This window comes from Streptomyces sp. NPDC085946 (assembly GCF_044540485.1).
Taxonomy (GTDB): Bacteria; Actinomycetota; Actinomycetes; order Streptomycetales; family Streptomycetaceae; genus Streptomyces.
Genome location: NZ_JBITSF010000035.1, coordinates 16,573 through 30,963, shown reverse-complemented (window position 1 = coordinate 30,963; position 14,391 = coordinate 16,573). Strand labels below are relative to the sequence as shown.

The following is a 14,391-nucleotide window of genomic DNA, read 5'->3' as shown; positions in this document are numbered from 1 at the left end:
TCGACGTCCTGTCGCCGAGGCGCTCGGTACCTCCCGCCGCTGCAGCGCGGCCGGCCTTGCCCGCCATGTGTGGCGACCGGGCGATCCGTGCGGTCCAAGTGATCGTGGTATGCCGCCACACCGGGCATGTTCCTCGGTGGCGGTGGTGAGGGACCCCGAGTCCGAGGCCGCCATCGATGACCGCGCATGGACGGCGACGGCGGGCTGCGGTGGTTCGGCCATGTCCATGATCACGGACAGCAGGTGTGCGCCCCTTCGAAAGGCGCCACAGCACGCCGAGAGTTCGAACGTCGAGTGAGCCGCTTGCCACCGCCTGCGCGTGGGCACCCGTTCGCGGGACGGTCCGTCAAGACCGTCCCGCACCCCGCGCCGTCCCGCACCCCGCGCCGTCCCGCTGCGCTCCCCGCACCCAAACCGTTGGCCAGCGGTAACGGAGGAGTTCGGCTGATGCATCAGGTCATGGCATCGGGGCGAACGCGGGCAGCGTCAGGGTCGAGTGGGCCGGTTGTGCTGTCGCGGAGGGCAGGGTGACGAGGTCACGCAGCTTGGTGTTGCGTTGCTCCAGGGCCCGCGCTGTGGTGGGGAAGAGCGTGGCCGCACCGTTGTCGACCAGTGCCTGATTCATGGTCACGAACGTGCGAAGGCCGCGTTCGTAGGCGGCGAAGGCCGCCGTGTGGTCCCGGTTCGCGGCCAGGGCGTCGGCGAGCACGTAGGCACCGACCAGCGCGAGGCTTGTGCCTTGTCCGGTGAGGAACGAGGGTGCGTACGCGGCGTCGCCGACGAGCGCGACACGGCCGCTGGACCAGTGGGGCATGCGGATCTGACCGGCCGTGTCGAAGAACAGGTCGTCCGCGTTGCGCATGGCCTCGACCATGCCGGGGATCTCCCACCCCGCGCCCGCGAAAGTCGCCGCGACCAGGTCCCGCTGGGCGTCGGGATTCCGGAGGGCATCGACCGGCGGTTCCGGTCGGTGGAAGTTCAGGAAGGCGTACAGCTCGTCGTCGTCCCCGACGGCGTAGAGGGCCGCGGCTTTGCCCGGAGTGTTCCACATCATGATCTCGCGGGAGAGCCCGAAGGTGTTCGGCAGGGTGAAGACGGCGAAGCAGTACCCGAGGTAGCGGTGGAACTGTTCTTCCGGGCCGAACAGGGACTTTCGGGTGGACGAGTGCATACCGTCGGCGCCGACCACCAGGTCGAACGTGCGCCGTTTCCCGCTGTGGAAAGTGACGTCGACCCCTTGTCCGGACTGGTCGAGGGTGTCGATGGAGTCGCCGAACAGGAATTCCACGTCGTCGCGGACCATCGCGTAGAGGATCGCGGCCAGGTCCCCCCGACGCACCTCGAGGTCCTGTCCCTCGACACCGCCCGCAACGGCACGCGGGGTGAGCGAGGCCACTTCCCTGCCGTCGGCGTCGAGGAAAGTGCAGCGACGCGAGTCGATGTGCGCGTCTCGCAGTCGCGGCAGTATCCCCATCCGCCGGACCACCTCCGTCGCGGTACCGCGGATGTCGATCGGGTAACCACCGTCGCGCAGTGCGCCTGCCTTCTCGACCACGGTGACCGCGCATCCGGACCGGTGCAGCCAGTACGCCAGCGCGGGTCCGGCGATGCTGGCCCCGGAGATCAGAACCGTGCGCTTCGCGGTGGTGCTCGCCTTCGTCGACAGACCGGTGGGTGTCATGCCCGGGCTCCTTCTTTCGTGATGCGGACGACGAGCAGTGACAGCGCGGCGACGAGGCCGGCAACGGCGAACCCTGTGACGAAGGCCGATTCAGCCGGCCGGCCCGTCATCGGCTCGGTCCCGGCGTCGAGGATCGCGCCGGCGATCTGGGCGCCCAGGGCGACGCCGATCACGCGAGTGACCACGAGCAGGCTGGTGGCGATGCCGATGTCCTTGGTCTCGATGACGGTGGCGGTGCCGGCGAGCAACGCCGTGGTACCGACGCCCGCGGCGAACGCGGTGAGCACCTTCGCGAGGACGAGCTGCCATTCCGCGGTGTGCAGCGACGCCAGGGCGATCATCGTGGCCGCCGTGACGACGCCGCCCACGACGACCACGGCACGCGGGCCGAAACGCCGCGCCGCGATCCCGCCGACCGAGTCGCTCACCGCACCGGCGATGGCGCCGGGCAGCAGGAACAGTCCGATGTCGGTGGTGCCGGCTCCGAAGCCGTACCCGTCGGCCGGTACCGCGAACAGCTGAGGGAGGAGAAGGAGCACCATTCCGGAACTGGCGGTGATGACGAAGGTGAGCACGCACGCGCTCCACATCGCGGGTTTCGCCAGCATGCGCAGATCGACCATCGGCGAGGCCGCCCGGCGCTCGACGACGACCCACCCGGTCGCCAGGGCGGTCACGACCAGCGCGATGGCGCCGACGGCGAAGGGCGGTACGCCGCCGTCCCTCGTCACCGTCGCGAGCCCGAGCATGAACGCGAGCAGCGTGCCACTCAGCAGGGCCGTGCCGGGCCAGTCGATCCCGTCCTGTGAGGGGACCGGCGGATCATGCGGCATCAGCCGGGCCACGGCCAAGGTCGTCGCGATGATCGTGATCGTCGGCAGTGTGAACATCCACTGCCAGGACAGTCCTTCCGCGATCGGCCCGGCGAACAGCGTTCCCACCATGCTGCCGCCCGTGAACAGCGCGACGACCAGTCCGATCGCCGCCTGTGCCTCTCCTGTCGTGAGGTGTTTGCGCACCAGGATGAAGGAGAGGGGCAGCGCGCCCACCATGACGCCCTGCAGTACCTGACCGAGCAGCAGCACCGGCAGGTTCGGGGCCAGGCCGGCCGTCAGACCCCCCACCGAGACCACGGCCATCAGCCGGACCAGGACCCGCTTTCCGCCGTAGCGGTCGCCGAGTTTGCCCGCGACGGGGGTGATGACCGCGCCGGTGACGAGTAACGCGTTGCCGATCAGGGCCCCTTCGGCAGGGCTGACCCCCAGCTCGCGTTGCAGCAGCGGGAGCGCGGGCTCCACCACTGACTGCAGGGTGCCGAGGGCGAGTGCCAGGATGCCGAGGGCACCGATCGACAGCCACCCGAGGCGGACCGGGAAGACCACGGCTTCGGACGTGGGCGTCCTCTTCACCGGCGCTCGTCCCTCAGGTCGGACGCCTTCTGCGACGCGGTGCCGGGCATGGGGAGGTGTTCTCCCTCCCCGGCCGGCGCCATGGCGGCGGCGACGGCCGGCACCGGGCCCTCCGGCCACAGACCGCCCACGGACCGGCGCCGCCGGAGGGCCCACCGTCCGGTGGGGTAAGGGAAAGTCGTCACCTGCTGATCACTCCAGACACTGCGAGGCAAGAGGGATGCGCGAGATCTCGCGCGCCCTCCACACTTCCCTGCGGCGCCCTGACGGGCATCGTCCCCCGCAGCCGTCTTGGCCTGGTGCACCCGGACCAGGCACTCACCTGTCCTGGTGCCTACGCACTACGGGCCGCTCCGGGGCGGGGCGGGGCTTGACCGGAAGTTCGATGACCTGAGCTGCAGCCGGACCGTCCCGCCCCGGCGGACGAACAGCGGACCGCCCGCCTGCGGAACGAGAGTCCGGCAATGGCCACCTCGGCGCTCCCGGGGGCACCGGAGCGAACGAAGGCGGCAGGCATGGAGCGGAAGCGCCAACCGTGGCGCCGCTGTGCGATCAAGAGGTTGGAGGAGGAGGAATCTGACGGTCCGTTATCTGCGGTGATACCGATGGCATTCCTGATCAACCGAAGCGCGTTCCGAGCGCAGAGGGGTCTCCTGCTCCGACTCGCGCTCTCGGAGTTTCGGTCAAGCCCTGTGTACGGGCCTGTCTTCCCACTGCTCGGGATCACGGGCGAAGGGCCGCGTGAGCTGCCCGGGTGCGGCCGGTCCGGCGGGCGGAGTGTGCCCGTCATGAGGCGTGCGCCTCGACAGGGCGGGGCGATGCGGCGACGCAGGTGGCGCAGGTGGCGCAGCGGCCGTCGCCGCCTTCTTCCGCCTCGGTGAGCGGCACGGCGGGCAGCGCTCCGCCGATCTGCCGGGCCGGCACCACCTGGTCGGCGGAGCTGTCCCCTCGGGCGCGGAGACGACGCGTTCCGCCGCCGGCAGCCCGAGCCGAAGTGGCCTGCCCCCGTAGGCGCGGGGAGCAGCTTGTTCGGCGCAGGACGGCAGGCAGAAGGCGGAACACCGGTTCCGCGGGCGGGTCGTGATCACGCCCGGAGAACCGAGTCGACGGCACCGGGCGACGGTCGCTTCCCCGCGGCAGGAGGCCGGATCCGTTGTGCCGGTGAGGGGGTAACGCCGAAGGGCACCGGCGGTGGCCGCCGGTGCCCTTCCGCCGCTCACCAGTTCTTGTACCGCGTCTCGCCGAGGCCGCAGAAGGTGCAGCCGGAGCTCAGGAAGTCCCGCGTACGGCGGAACTCCTCGTCGGCCAGGTGCCACCGCAGCCAGGCGGTGATGATGTGCTGCCCGTTGCGGGTGGCGGCGATGTGGTCGGTGCCGTTCAGGACGGTGAACCACACCGGCACGTCGGTGTTGACGTAGTCACGCTCCACGTTGGAGGTCGCGAAGTCGTCGTCGCCGCCGATGTAGAGGGCGGGGTTGCGGAGGTTGTCCGGCCCGTTGCCGTCGAAGGAGCCGCCGGCCACGTGGATCGTGGTCTCCAGCCGCGGCTCGTCCGCCACGTCGAAGGTGCCGATCGAGCCGCGGGAGTGGCCGCCGAAGGCCACCTCGGAGGTGTCGATGTCCTGGTACAGCGGACTGCTCGGGCTCGCGTTCTGGTCCTCGATCCAGTCCAGGGCGTCGACCATGTAGTCGCCGCTGCTGGAGGAGACCTCGCTGTAGACGACGAACCCGTGCGAGGCCCACTGGCGCAGCATGTCCTCGTAGGCGGCCGGGTCGGAGCCCGCGCCGGGGCCCCAGACGAGGACCGGGTGGTTCACGCCGTTCTGGCCGGCGTTCGCCGGGTACACCAGCCACCCGTCGCCGCCGGGGCCGGCGGTCGTGTCGATGGTCACCGTGTACGGCCCGGGCGCGGTCACGTCGGTCACCGGGGGCAGTGTTCCGCCCGGCGGATCGGTCGGTCCGCCGCTCCCGCCGCCCGCCGCCCGGACGAGGACGTCGTCGACGGTCAGCGTCTCCAGTGCGCTGCTCGCGTCCAGCGAGAAGCGGAGCCGCACGGTGCGGCCGTCGACCGACGAGGGCAGCTGGAACGACACCGCGCCCGAGGCGGTGCGTGAGGACTCGAGCGTGGTGAACGCGCCGCCGTCGACGGAGTAGGCGACCGTGAACGCCTCACCGAGGTCGAGGCCGGACGCCGTCCGGGTGTACGACACCGAGATGCCGCTGTAGCCGGCCAGGGCGATGGGCGCGGAGGTGAGGGACGGGTCGGTGAGCAGTGAGCCGCTCAGCCGCGCCGCCCCCGTGGCGGTGCTGACCGAACCGGTGGGGACGAAGGTTCCCAGCCCGGCGGAGAAGTTCTCGCTGTAGACCTGGGTGGCGGCGGAGGCAGGGCCGGAGAGTACGCCGGTGGCCCCTGTTGCGATGAGGCCGGCGGTGGCCGCGCCGAGCAGGCGCAGGCGCGTACTGGGGCGAGATGACATGACTGATCCCTTCTGGTCGCGCCGGCCGCCCGCGGCGGTGGTGGCGCGTCGTCGTGCCGGGCGCCCGGGTATGTCCCGTGCTTCCGGCGCCGGAGATCGTGCGGGAGTCGAGCCATGCCGATTCAAGCGGTGCTCCCGGCAGCGCGAATCCGTGAAATCACCGGTGCAGGCCCGACGCCGCCGCAGCGGTGATCACGTCCGTCGCGGTGACAGGAACGGCCGGGAGACCGTCCGGGCCGGTGGACCGACCTCCGTGGTCCCGTCCCGCCTCGGCGTGCCCGCCGGCGGCGACAGCCGCGACGCGGTCGCGAAGGCGTCGACAACAACACCGTCAGCCGTGGGCTGCGCTGTCGGGGGCAAAGTGGGCGGGGCAGAGCTGCGCAACGCCTCCGAGGGCCGCGAACGGTGAGGGGAAGAGTTCTCCCCATGTGCTTGATGTACGTGGCGCGAACCAGAGCGGCGACCGGCCACGGCACGAAGCTCAACAGGACAAGAGGAACGGCGGGTCATGGACTCGGTCTCCTAGGATCGCTGAGCTGCGCCATGCCGGCCTGTGACAGATGGCCGGCCACCTTGCCGGACCGGCTGAGTTTCCGCACGCGTGAGGGCGGCGGAGCGTCGGCGGACCCTCGATGACATACCTCACCGGCGGGCACCTCACCCTCGTCCTCGCCGCCGACCGCGGCCGGAATGCCGAAGTCCTCGGTCCGCACGCTCGGTTCGCGCCCTTCGACGAACGCGCTCAGCGGCTGTGCGGGCGGCGTATCGAGCGCGGCGGCGAACATCCCCTACCCCGATCGCGGCCGCGTCCCGGAACTGGAGTCAAGCCCCGCTCTCGGCCTCAGAAGCACGGGGAGCTGAATGTGACGCTCTCACCGCGGAGCCACCCCGCATGGAGCATGTGAACACTTTGTTCAACATAAGTCGTTTACAACGAGGAGGTTCTCGCTCTACTCTCCTGCCATGTCGACCGCCGAGCAGCAGCCCGACCCGTTCACCCCGCCGCAGGCCGCCGAGGCCCGCGTCCAGCGGGTTCACGCCTCACTCATGCGTATCGCCGAACGGCACGCCGCCACCGACGAACAGCGCCGCCGGCAAGTTCACCCGTCCGTCCTCGGGCCGCACGAGGCCGTCAGGCTTGTGGCATTCCTGCTGAGCGGGGCGGCACAGCTCGCGGACGGCGAAGCCGAGGTGGATCACGCCGACATCACCGCCGCCCTGAGCCTCGTACCGCTGGCACGCGGGGAGCTGGACGAGCTCGAGACCGGGCTGCTCCAGATGGCGCGAGGACGCGGCATGACCTGGCACGAGGTGGCCTTCGGCCTCGGACTCGGCACCCCGCAGGCCGCACGGCAGCGGTACGAGCGGCTGGCCGCCCGCACCCATGAGGGCGTCGACGACTGAGGACGGTGCTCCGGACGCGACCACCGCGAACGTGACGGACGCGGGTTCCGCTGAACGCGTCGACCAGGTGTCGGCGGATGACGGCCACGCTGTCGGTGCCGTCGGCGAGGTCGCCGGACATATCCCCTGACAGCCACCAGAGGCATCTCGACCGAACCCCGGCGGCACAGCCGGGCCGCGGCTGGTCGACGAGGTCGGCCGGGGTTGCGCAGGCGCTCCAGCACCGTGTCGCAGTAGGTCCCGAGCTTTCGTGCCGGGGATGTCCGCGGGCAGCGGGAGGGTGCAGCCGCCGGTGGTGATCGTCAGCGTCACCAGCCGTGTGCGCGGGTCGGCCAGGCGCGTTCCCGCCGTCTCGCGATCCCCGGCCGGTGGCAGGTGCTCGACCCTGCTTCCGAGGACCTCGGCTGTGCTGCTGTCGACGCCGCGCCGGACGACGGTGAGGAGATTGTCCTGCGCGTCGAGAACATGGCCCATTTCGGGCCTCCTCATCCCGGCACCGACAACTCCCAAAACTCTCCGATGGACGAAACCCGGTTCCGCCGGCTGATCGAAGGAGACCTCCTGGCGGGCGTGGTGGAAGCCGCCGATTCCGAAATGCACGACGGTCGGCTCGATCCGCGCCCGGCTGTAACCGGGTGTTTCCGGCTGGTCGCTGCACGAAGCGCCGAGGCCGCGGTCGTTCAGCGCGGGGACGGACGGGAGTGGCTCTGGCATTGCGTTCCTTGGTGCTGCTCAGCGCCACGTCGCCGTTTCGACCGCACCTGCCGCTGTCCGTCTGTGAAAGGAATTGCACGCGGCTGCTTGCCCGCCGGCCTTCCTGTCGGCCGGGCGGTTGTCGCGCCGGAATCGTAAGGAATTGTGGGCGTCGGCCGAGCACCGAGCAGGACAATCCGCCCCGCTGTCCCGATTCCTGTCATCGGACGAGCACACGGGTAAAAACCGATCACGGATTTCGTGCCGGTGCCCGGGCATGCACGGCTGCCGAGGGGTACCTGGAAGTCCTGTCGTCCTCCTGGCCGCGCGGAGACTCTTCCGCGGACAGAGGAGTCGGTTCCCCAGCGGGGCGCCGAACACCGGCCCGGAGCGCACGACCTTCGGCAGATGCGGAGACGATCATGCCAGGCACATGGCTGACGGGTGCGGGTCCCGGGGCAGCGACCCGCTCGGACGACCCGGGACCGCGGCAGTGGCAGGCGATCTTGCTCGCGCTCGCGGACCGGAACGGCTCCGGCTCCCCGGGCGGGGAATCCCTGGACGAGCTGGAACGCCTGGCCGCCACCGACGGCATCGGGGTGGCGGACCGCATGGTGCAGGTGCGCGACCGTCCGGACCCGGCGACGTACCTCGGCTCGGGCAAGGTGCGCGAACTCGCGGAGCTGGTCGAGACCCGGCACGCGGATGTGGTGATCGCCGACGGCGAGCTGACCCCGGCGCAGGTGCGGGGCCTGGAGGACGGCGTCGGTGTGCGGGTGGTGGACCGCACCGGGCTGATCCTGGACATCTTCGGCGAGCACGCCCGCAGCTCCGAGGGCAAGGCGCAGGTGGAGCTGGCCCAGCTCGCCTACGAGCTGCCCCGGCTGCGCGGCCACGGCCGTGAGCTGTCGCGCATCGGCGGCGGCCGGGTGGCCGGCGGTGCGGGTATCGGCGTGCGTGGACGCGGCGAGATGCGGCTGGAGATCCAGCGCCGCCACCTGCGCCGACGCATGCGGGCACTGCGCGAACAGGTACGGCGCACCGCCCGTCGCCGGGAGGTGACGCGCCAGCGCCGGACCCGTGACCGCATCCCGTCCGTGGCGATCACCGGTTACACCAACGCCGGGAAATCGGCTCTGCTGAACCGGCTGGCGGGCGCGGACGCCGAGGTCGCCGACGTCCTGTTCGCCACCCTCGACCCGCTGGTGCGCCAGGTACGCACGCCTGACGGACTGACGTACACCCTCACCGACACCGTCGGTTTCGTGCGCCGCCTTCCGCACCAGCTGGTCGACGCCTTCCGCTCGACGCTGGAGGAGGTCACGCAGGCGGACCTGGCCCTGCACGTCGTCGACGCCTCCTCGCCCGAGGCGGCCGAGCACATCGCCACCGTCCGCGGGGTCCTGCGCGACATCGGCGCGGATGAGGTGCCGGAACTGCTGGTGCTGAACAAGGCGGACCTCGCCGACCCCGAGCAGATGAACGCGCTGCGACGGCTCCACCCGGCCGCCGTCTTCGTGTCCGCCCGCACGGGCGAAGGAGTGGACGATCTCCGGGACGCTCTGCGCGACCGCCTGGAGGCGACGTCCCCGCACTTCCGGGCCCGGACCGGCAGGCCCGCCGACGCCGAAGGAAACGTGTGATGCAGGACCCCGGGCCCACCGTCCACGACTACCTGTACGACCGCGTCGATGTGCTGCTGGACGACCTGGCGGCCTGGGTGCGCATCCCGTCCGTGTCCGCCGACCCCGCCCACGAACGGGACGTGATGCGCTCGGCCCGCTGGCTGCAGGCCCACCTGCTGGAGACGGGCTTCCCCGAGGTGGAGGAGTGGGACACCGACGGCCTGCAGACCGTGTTCGCCCGCTGGCCGGCCGAGGACCCCGACGCACCGACCGTCCTGGTCTACAGCCATCACGACGTCCGCGCCGTCAAGGACCAGGAGTGGCAGGAGGTCGCCCCCTTCGCACCGGCCCTGCGCCAGGGACGGATGTACGGGCGCGGCACCTCGGACGCCAAGGGACAGGTGCTGGCCCACATCTGGGCCCTGCGCGCCCACCTGGCGGCCACCGGCCGCAGCGCCCCCGCGGTCACGCTCAAGTACCTGATCGAAGGAGAGGAGGAGGTGGGCTCACCGCACCTGGCCGACCTGGTGCGCGAGCACGCCGACCGGCTCGCCGCGGACGTGGTCGTCGTGTCGGACACCATGCTGTGGTCGCTGGAGGAAGCCGCGGTCTGCACCGGTGTGCGCGGCTCGGTCAACGCCCACCTGGAGGTACGCGGACCACGCAGGGACATCCACAGCGGTGTCGTCGCCGGCGCCGCCCCCAATCCCCTGACCGAGATCTGCCGCCTCGCCGGCCGGCTCCACGACGACCGGGGACGGATCACCCTGCCCGGCTTCTACGACACGGTCGCGGAACCGTCCGCCGAGGAACGTGACGGCATGGCCGCGATCCCCTTCGACACCGACGAGTGGCTGGAGCGCACCCGCAGCCGCAGCGTGCAGGGTGAGACCGGCTACAGCGTGCTGGAACGCGTGTGGACCCGGCCCGCGGCCGAAGTCGTCACCCTGCTCGGCGGCGACCCCGACGATCCGGCCCGTGGTGTCATCCCGGCGGTCGCCTCCGCCGACATCACCCTGCGCCTGGTCCCCGACCAGAGCGCCGAGGACGTCATGAAGCAGCTGCGGCACTGGATCGCCGAGCGGATCGGGGACGGCTTCGAGTACGAGCTGACCACCTCCACCACCAACCAGGACCCCTACGTCACCCCGCCCGGCCATCCGGCGCTGTCGGCACTTGAGGACGCCATGAGCCGGACCCTGCGACGCCCGGCGCTGCGCATCCGCAACGGCGGCGGAGCCCCCGCCGCCCTCCTGGCCGAGATCCTCGACGCCACTGTGCTGTTCTACGGCACCGGCCTGCCCGAGGACCACTGGCACGACTCGGACGAGAAGACCGAGGTCAAGGCACTGCTCCAGGGTGCCGAGACGCTCGCCCACCTGCTCCAGGACCTCCCCGGCCGCCTGCGCGGCTGAACGACACGGACGCTCGCGGTCACCCGTCGACTCCGGCCCTCCGGCACCCGCCGGTCGACGGACGGATCACCCCGCCGACGGCGACCGGGCCGAAAGCCTCTTCATCGGCTCCCCTGCCAGGGCGTCCATGTGGCTCCTGGTGTCATTCTCGGCCGGCCGCCGCGGCTCGTGTTCGACGGGCGTCTCCCGGAACAGGCCGAGCCGACGGGTGTACGCCCGCCGGCAGAGGACACTGTGGTGCGGGCCGCTAGGCGGTGTGTCCGGGGTCGGGGAGCTCCGGTTCCTCGGGGACGGTGTCCAGGGAGGGATAGCTGTGCAGGACCTGGTCCGTGCCGGTCAGCGCCAGCATGTGGCGTACCCGTTCGCTGGGTGCGATCAGTGCCAGGTGGGCGCCGGTTCTCCTGGCCGTGCGGTAGGCCGTGATCAGGCAGGTCAGTCCGGTGGAGTCCAGGAACGTGACACCGGACAGGTCCATGAGCACCCTGTGGCCTCCGGTGAGCAGCAGCGGCTGCAGGACGCCGGCCAGTTGCGGGGCGGTGCGCAGGTCGACATCGCCGTCGGCCACCACGAGGGAGCGGCCGACGCCCAGGGAGCGGACGTGCACCTCCAGGGTGTCCTGCCGGTCGGGGGAGGTGGGCCGGTCGGTGCTCATCGCCGTTCCTCTCCGCGTGGGCCTCGGTTCACGGGTTCAGCTCCTGTTGGTGGCCGCCGCGCCACTCGGTGAGCAGGACGGTGGCGTCGTCGTCGAGCCGGCCGTCGTGGTGTTCCACCACGGCGGCCATCAGCCGGCGCAGGGTCTCGTGCAGGGTGTGCCGGCCGGAGTGGTGACGGCGGATGAAGTCGACGAAGCGGTCCCGGCCGAACTCTTCTCCGTGGGAGTCGCGGGCCTCGACGATCCCGTCGGTGTACAGCAGCAGGCGGTCGCCGGGTTCGAGCTGGTCGATGGCCTCGGTGACCGGCAGGCCGAGGTCGGCGCCCATGGGGCCGGCCGGGGGGCAGGGCAGTTCGGTGATCCAGCGGTTGCCGCGGATCAGGATCGGCAGATGATGGCCACGGTTGATCCACGTCAGCCGGCCGCTATCCATGTCCAGGTCGGCCAGAATGCCGGTGACGTAGCGGCTGGTGCTGAACTGCTCGATCAGGGTCTGCTCCACCTGCCGGCTGGTCTCGGTCAGCGAGGCGCCCTGGCGGCGGGCGTTGCGGCAGGCGGCCACGGCGACGTTGGCGGTGATCCCGGCGGTGGTGTCGTGCCCCATGGCGTCGAAGACGCCCAGGTGGAGGGTGCTGCCGGCCACCGCGTAGTCGAAGGCGTCCCCTCCGACCTGGTAGGCGGGCTCCATCACCGCCCCGACGGTGGCGTCGTGGCCGGCGTAGGCGGGCGGCGGGGTGAGGTTCCACTGCAGCTCCGCGGCCACGTTCATCGGCTCGGTGCGTACCAGACGCGCGTAGGAGTCGCTGAAGGACCGCTTGCTCAGGAGCAGCAGGGCCGTCATGGACGCCAGATCGCGCAGGGCCTGGCGGATGGGTTCGTCGTCGGTGTCGGTGTCGGCCCGCAGCACGCCCAGGCGCTCCACGCCGTCGGTGACGGCCACCCACCACCGCCGCCCGCCCGGACGATCACCCGCTCCGCTCTGTTCCGGTTCGCGGAGCAGTTCTACGCGCTGATAAGCCTGGCCGGGCAGACTGCCCGAAACGGTGAACTCCTGCCCGCCCTCCCCGGCGCCCTGCCCCTGCCCGGTGAGCCGGCGCAGCACCGTCTCCCGGATGTCCACCACGAAGATCGCCACGTCGTGCATGCCCGCCATGGCGGCGTGCTCGGCGATCATCCCCGGAAGCTGTTCGAGCGTGGCCGTGTGGCTGGCCTGCATCAGCCGCACCAGCGACGCGCTGCTCTCAGTCACATCCTGGACCCTCTCGGCGGGCAGGTGCGGTGGTGCACCCCATGGGCAGGTGTGCCACTTCGGGACTCCTTCGTGGCCGCTCAGGTGATGCCGGTCCTCAGGCACCGCACGGGTACCCGCTCCCGGACAGCACAGGCTGCCCGGCAGCGGCCGGCACCCGTCTTTCTCGCACGGTCAGCCGTACGGGCGGCATACCGCGCGGGCAGCCCCGCCGACACGTGACGTCACGCGAGCACGCCGACGCGGTGCTGAGCGCGGGCGGACGCCGCCTGGCCTTTTTCACGGGGCACGCCCCCGTGGGGAACTCCCCTCGCGTCACCGTACGAGACACGGTCCGGCACCGCCAGGTGAACACCATCGAGCCGCCCTCCGACGCTCCATGGGATTTCGCCCTGAGTCCCGACGGCCACAAGGTGACGACCCTCGGCGAACACAACGCGGCCGCCACCGTGTGGAACGCCGGCGACGGCCGCAGGCTGCGACGCATCGGCGCGCCGGAGGACGGCAAGGAGTCGGGTCCGGCCGGATCCGTCAGCGCGGTTCCCGCCGATGGCGACGTGCTGCTGCTCGACGATGGCACGCTGCTGCCCGGCGGATCATGGAGGCGTCCCGGGATTAGAGTCATCGGCGCCGTATCGACGTGATCGCCGGAAGGGGCTGCTTGACGTGTGGCCGGACCCATGGGCTGTGGTGGCCGAATCGGAGCGGGAGCAATGGGACTATGCGCCGCTGGAGCGTGTCGGCCCGCTGCGGTTCGGTATGAGCGTCGAGGAGGCGACCAGCGCAATGCTGACGTGCGGCTTCACATCCGACGCCGTTGCAGAACTCGGCAAGTTCGGCCCGTTCAAGCAGGTGCGCACGAGCTTCCGCGCAGTGGATGCCCCGTTCCACCGCGCGGACGTGGTGGCCTACTACGTCGGCCCGATGGGATTGACCTGCATCGCGGTCGACGCCCTGACCGGCCCCCAGATCACGTGGGAGGGGATACGTCTGGTCGGCCGGCCTCCTTCCGTCCTTTCGGATGAGCTCACCACCTACCTGGAGAGCACGGACAGGACCGTCGAGATCACACCCGGCGGCGACATCGGCTCCCAGGACCTGGGCATCATGCCGCGCGCGCAGCGAGCGGGTGATGTGCTGCTGACGCGGCCGGTCTTCGGTAGGCCCAACGACTGGGCCAACACCATGAGCGACTGCATTCCGGCCGATGAAATGCTCGGGCACTACTGAACTCAGGGCGGGGACATACACGTCGCTGTTTCAGGGCCTGAGCCGGAGGCGGATCGTTGAGGCGGTCACGGTACCGGTGCAGACGAAGGCTCTCCTGCCGTAGCGCGTGGCCGCGGCCCGGGAGTGCTTGAGCCGGTTGATCGTGCGCTCGACCTCGTTGCGGCGCCTGTACTTCTCCTTGTCGGAGCTCACGGGCCGGCCACCGTTGCTGCCGCGGCGCTGGCGGCTGGCACGCTGGTCCCTCGGCTCGGGGATGGTGTGCTTGATCCGGCGGCGGCGCGGGGGGCGACGGTTCTGGCGCGAGCCGTATGCCTTGTCACCGCCCAGGTGGCAGGGGCGAGCGCGTGGACGGCCGCCGTCCGGGCGCTTCACCCTGATCCGCTCGAGCAGTGGGATCAGCTGCGGGCGGGACTCACGTGCGTCGAGGAGCTCATGCTCGCGCGCGGGATCGTCTCCTGCCAGACGGTGCGCCGCTGGCGCGCCAAGCCCGGGCAGCGGCGCGCAGGCGCGACGACCTGTGGCCTATGGCGCCTGGACGATGCCCTCATCGAGGAAGA

The 14,391-nt window shown here is 71.1% G+C and carries 12 protein-coding genes and 1 pseudogene; 6 read left to right on the top strand and 7 right to left on the bottom strand.

Annotated features, from left to right (window positions below):
• Nucleotides 1–457 precede the first annotated feature (457 nt).
• The 4 genes from ACIF8T_RS37195 to ACIF8T_RS37180 all read right to left on the bottom strand — a co-directional run bounded on the left by ACIF8T_RS37195 (nucleotide 458) and on the right by ACIF8T_RS37180 (nucleotide 6,351).
• A complete protein-coding gene (locus ACIF8T_RS37195) occupies nucleotides 458–1,681 on the bottom strand; it encodes an FAD-dependent monooxygenase (protein WP_400041497.1) in 1,224 nt (407 codons plus the stop codon).
• A complete protein-coding gene (locus tag ACIF8T_RS37190) occupies nucleotides 1,678–3,090 on the bottom strand; it encodes an MFS transporter (protein WP_400041495.1) in 1,413 nt (470 codons plus the stop codon). The genes ACIF8T_RS37195 and ACIF8T_RS37190 overlap by 4 nt, the downstream gene beginning before the upstream one ends.
• A 1,216-nt stretch (nucleotides 3,091–4,306) precedes the next feature.
• The gene (locus tag ACIF8T_RS37185; RefSeq protein WP_400041493.1) at nucleotides 4,307–5,566 is read right to left on the bottom strand and encodes a hypothetical protein; all 1,260 of its coding nucleotides are present in this window, start codon (nucleotides 5,564–5,566) and stop codon (nucleotides 4,307–4,309) included.
• Between the two features lie 506 nt (nucleotides 5,567–6,072).
• Entirely contained in the window at nucleotides 6,073–6,351 is a 279-nt protein-coding gene (locus ACIF8T_RS37180) for a hypothetical protein (RefSeq protein WP_400041491.1), read from the bottom strand.
• A gap of 178 nt (nucleotides 6,352–6,529) precedes the next feature.
• On the opposite strand from ACIF8T_RS37180, the gene ACIF8T_RS37175 reads away from it, so the two are divergent.
• The 4 genes from ACIF8T_RS37175 to ACIF8T_RS37160 all read left to right on the top strand — a co-directional run bounded on the left by ACIF8T_RS37175 (nucleotide 6,530) and on the right by ACIF8T_RS37160 (nucleotide 10,703).
• Entirely contained in the window at nucleotides 6,530–6,970 is a 441-nt protein-coding gene (locus ACIF8T_RS37175) for a DNA-binding protein (RefSeq protein ID WP_400041490.1), read from the top strand.
• 375 nt (nucleotides 6,971–7,345) lie between these two features.
• Nucleotides 7,346–7,822, top strand: coding sequence for a hypothetical protein (locus ACIF8T_RS37170; protein WP_400041488.1), 477 nt, complete (start codon nucleotides 7,346–7,348; stop codon nucleotides 7,820–7,822).
• 263 nt (nucleotides 7,823–8,085) lie between these two features.
• Nucleotides 8,086–9,306, top strand: a complete 1,221-nt coding sequence (gene hflX, locus ACIF8T_RS37165) for a GTPase HflX (RefSeq protein ID WP_400041486.1) — start codon at nucleotides 8,086–8,088, stop codon at nucleotides 9,304–9,306.
• Nucleotides 9,306–10,703 (top strand): M20/M25/M40 family metallo-hydrolase, encoded by a 1,398-nt coding sequence (locus tag ACIF8T_RS37160; protein WP_400041485.1) that lies wholly within the window; start codon nucleotides 9,306–9,308, stop codon nucleotides 10,701–10,703. Before hflX ends, ACIF8T_RS37160 begins: the two co-directional genes overlap by 1 nt.
• A gap of 247 nt (nucleotides 10,704–10,950) precedes the next feature.
• On the opposite strand, the gene ACIF8T_RS37155 is transcribed toward ACIF8T_RS37160, so the two are convergent.
• Entirely contained in the window at nucleotides 10,951–11,355 is a 405-nt protein-coding gene (locus ACIF8T_RS37155) for an STAS domain-containing protein (RefSeq protein ID WP_400041484.1), read from the bottom strand.
• Nucleotides 11,356–11,383: 28 nt separating this feature from the next.
• Nucleotides 11,384–12,604, bottom strand: a complete 1,221-nt coding sequence (locus tag ACIF8T_RS37150) for a PP2C family protein-serine/threonine phosphatase (protein ID WP_400041482.1) — start codon at nucleotides 12,602–12,604, stop codon at nucleotides 11,384–11,386.
• Between the two features lie 347 nt (nucleotides 12,605–12,951).
• Between ACIF8T_RS37150 and ACIF8T_RS37145 the strand changes: the two genes are divergently transcribed.
• Both ACIF8T_RS37145 and ACIF8T_RS37140 read left to right on the top strand, forming a co-directional pair.
• The gene (locus ACIF8T_RS37145) at nucleotides 12,952–13,248 is read left to right on the top strand and encodes a hypothetical protein (RefSeq protein ID WP_400041480.1); all 297 of its coding nucleotides are present in this window, start codon (nucleotides 12,952–12,954) and stop codon (nucleotides 13,246–13,248) included.
• Between the two features lie 43 nt (nucleotides 13,249–13,291).
• Nucleotides 13,292–13,834: a hypothetical protein gene (locus ACIF8T_RS37140; protein ID WP_400041478.1), complete on the top strand. Its 543-nt coding sequence runs from the start codon at nucleotides 13,292–13,294 to the stop codon at nucleotides 13,832–13,834.
• A 30-nt stretch (nucleotides 13,835–13,864) separates the two neighbouring features.
• On the opposite strand, the pseudogene ACIF8T_RS37135 reads toward ACIF8T_RS37140, so the two are convergent.
• Nucleotides 13,865–14,239: pseudogene (locus tag ACIF8T_RS37135) on the bottom strand (transposase); the annotation flags it as partial.
• Nucleotides 14,240–14,391 lie beyond the last annotated feature (152 nt).

Excerpts from the sequence above, each read along its gene's own strand:
- ACIF8T_RS37195 (WP_400041497.1), bottom strand. The coding sequence starts at position 1,681 with ATGACACCCACCGGTCTGTCGACGAAGGCGAGCACCACCGCGAAGCGC.
- ACIF8T_RS37185 (WP_400041493.1), bottom strand. The coding sequence starts at position 5,566 with ATGTCATCTCGCCCCAGTACGCGCCTGCGCCTGCTCGGCGCGGCCACC.
- ACIF8T_RS37155 (WP_400041484.1), bottom strand. The coding sequence starts at position 11,355 with ATGAGCACCGACCGGCCCACCTCCCCCGACCGGCAGGACACCCTGGAG.
- ACIF8T_RS37175 (WP_400041490.1), top strand. The coding sequence starts at position 6,530 with ATGTCGACCGCCGAGCAGCAGCCCGACCCGTTCACCCCGCCGCAGGCC.
- ACIF8T_RS37180 (WP_400041491.1), bottom strand. The coding sequence starts at position 6,351 with ATGTTCGCCGCCGCGCTCGATACGCCGCCCGCACAGCCGCTGAGCGCG.
- ACIF8T_RS37160 (WP_400041485.1), top strand. The coding sequence starts at position 9,306 with ATGCAGGACCCCGGGCCCACCGTCCACGACTACCTGTACGACCGCGTC.
- hflX (WP_400041486.1), top strand. The coding sequence starts at position 8,086 with ATGCCAGGCACATGGCTGACGGGTGCGGGTCCCGGGGCAGCGACCCGC.